General features: G+C 71.1%; 3 protein-coding genes and 1 pseudogene. All 4 read right to left on the minus strand.

The features are described 5' to 3' along the window. A partial coding sequence (gene rpoZ / locus Q0444_RS01040) for a DNA-directed RNA polymerase subunit omega (protein WP_291080024.1) occupies positions 1–236 on the minus strand: 236 nt, incomplete at its 3' end. Positions 237–299: 63 nt separating this feature from the next. Continuing rightward, positions 300–905: a guanylate kinase gene (gene gmk / locus Q0444_RS01045; RefSeq protein ID WP_291080022.1), complete on the minus strand. Its 606-nt coding sequence runs from the start codon at positions 903–905 to the stop codon at positions 300–302. 7 nt (positions 906–912) lie between these two features. After that, positions 913–1,236: an integration host factor, actinobacterial type gene (gene mihF / locus Q0444_RS01050; RefSeq protein WP_291080020.1), complete on the minus strand. Its 324-nt coding sequence runs from the start codon at positions 1,234–1,236 to the stop codon at positions 913–915. 418 nt (positions 1,237–1,654) lie between these two features. Next, a pseudogene (gene pyrF / locus Q0444_RS01055) lies at positions 1,655–2,353 on the minus strand (orotidine-5'-phosphate decarboxylase); the annotation flags it as partial. Positions 2,354–2,464 lie beyond the last annotated feature (111 nt).

Raw genomic sequence — 2,464 nt, forward strand, 5'->3', positions numbered from 1 at the left:
GCGATGGTCAACGGCTTCTCGTGCAGGCCCGGGTCGACCAGGGGCCCGACGTACTCGAGGATGCCCTCCTCGATCTGGTTGTAATAGGAGTTGATCTGCCGCGCGCGCTTGGCGGCGAAGATCACGAGGGCGTACTTGGAGGACGCCCGCTCGAGGAGTTCGTCGATCGGGGGGTTGGTGATGCCGATCGGGGTGTCGTACAGCGGGGTGGCCGCTGCGGCTTCGATGGTGGCCACTATGGGTTCTCCTCTGGGTACAGCCTGGGTGGTGCTCGTGGGTGCTCTCGGGGTGCTACGGCCTCAGTCGCGGCCGACCAGCAATGATACCAACTCATCGACCGCGGCCTCGAGTTCGTCGTTGACGACCACCACCGCGAACTCGTCGCGGGCGTCCATCTCCACCTTCGCGGTCTCGAGTCGGCGCGCGACGACCTCGTGCGGTTCGGTGCCCCGGCCGCGCAGGCGGAGTTCGAGTTCCTCCCACGAGGGCGGGGACAGGAACACCGTCACGCCCTCGGGGAGCGACTCCCTGATCTGGCGGACGCCGGCGAGATCGACCTCGATGAGGACCGGACGACCCTCCTCCAGGGCGCGCCGCACGGGATCGGCCGGCGTGCCGGACAGCTGGAGCCCGCTGTGGATCTCGGCCCACTCGAGCATGCGGCCCTCGTCGACGGCGGTGCGGAACTCCTCGGGGGTGACGAAGAAGTAGTCGCGACCGTCGACCTCCCCGGGGCGCGGGTCCCGGGTGGTCATGGAGACGCTGAAGTAGAGGTCGGCGACCCGCTCACGCAGGCGCTGGACCACGGTGGATTTTCCGACGGCGGAGGGGCCGGCCAAGACGATCAGCCGGCCCCTCTGCGCCGCCGTGTCCGGGGAGGACTCCCCGGATGACGGTGTACTCATGCGTCGATCAGTCGACCGTGAAGTCGAACCGCTCGAGCAGTGCGCGGCGCTGACGGTCTCCGAGACCACGCAGGCGGCGCGTCGGGGCGATCTCCAGCTCGGTCATGATCTCCTGAGCCTTGACCTTGCCGACCTTCGGAAGCGCCTCGAGCAGCGCCGAGACCTTCATCTTGCCGAGGATCTCGTCGCTCTCGGCATCCTTGAGCACCTGCTTGAGGTCGGTGCCGCCGCGCTTCAGGCGCTCCTTGAGCTCTGCTCGGACGCGACGGGCGGCAGCCGCCTTCTCCAAGGCAGCAGCGCGCTGCTCATCGGTCAACTGGGGAAGGGCCACAATTCCTCCGTCTGGTTCGGGTGTATTTCATGACGTGCTCGGGTGTCCACGGTAGGACATCCACATCTGGTGTGCGGTGACCGGCCCCGGCGCGTCCGCGGGCTGCGGAACACCTCCGGGAGCGGGCGCTCCCTCGTACTCACCGTACCCGGGCGATTCCGTCCCCCCGTGGGGAGACCGGCATGGCGTCGGGCGTGATGACCTCTGCAACAGTACGCGGCCGGGGTGACCCGTATCCGCACGGGGCCGGTCTGGGCACCCCGTCTGAACTGCGCATTGACGCGTGAGGCTACCGGAAGACTAGCGCCGGGGGCGTCACCCCGCCGCCCGAAACGCCTGGATTCCGACGATCCGATCCGCAGCGTGCGCGGCGGGATGTGACGCATGTGACGCGGGTGACCCACAGGGACGGACGGAATCAGGAGCCGTCGCCGAACCGGTAGGTCTGCGCCAACTCGGTGACCACCGCCCGCATCGCGTCGACATCCGGGCCCGCCCGGAGGACGTGTCGTGAGACGTTGACGAGGGTGTGGGGCAGGGCGGGCCCGGCGATCCGCCTGACGTCGTCGAGCGTCCCGCCCTGCTCCCCCACCCCCGGCATGAGCACCGGCCCGGCGAGTCCCCCGAGCGCCGGAGGATCGGCGACCGTGGCACCCACGACCACCCCGAACGGCCCCGGGGTGCCCGTCGAGACGGCGGTGTTGCGGCGGCCCACCTCGTCGACGACGGACTGGGCGACCGTCCCGGACGGGCCGGAGGCGGCCTGCAGAGCGGCCGCCTCCGGATTGGAGGTGCGGGCCAGGACGAAGAGGCCACGTCCGTTCTCCGCGGCCATGTCGAAGGCCGCGTCGAGCGACCCCACCCCGAGGTACGGGGACACCGTCAGCGCATCGCACGCCAACGGGGAGCCGTCCCGCAGCCACGCGCGGGCGTACCCGGCCATGGTCGACCCGATGTCCCCGCGCTTGGCGTCGGCGATCGACAGCGCCCCGGACGCCTCGATCCCGCGGAGGACGTCCTCCAGGACGGCGATCCCGGCGGACCCGTACTCCTCGAAGAACGCCACCTGGGGTTTGATCGCGGGAACGAGATCCCCGAACGCCTCGAGCGATCGGCGGGGGAGGGCCGCCGCCCCCCCCGCCCCCCCCCCCCGCCCCCCCCCCCCCGGCCACGCCGCCGGGGGGTGGGCGCCCCCGGAGGGACCCCCGCCCCGCCACACTCCGGCCGG

It is taken from the genome of uncultured Dietzia sp. (assembly GCF_937873725.1).
Lineage (GTDB): Bacteria > Actinomycetota > Actinomycetes > Mycobacteriales > Mycobacteriaceae > Dietzia.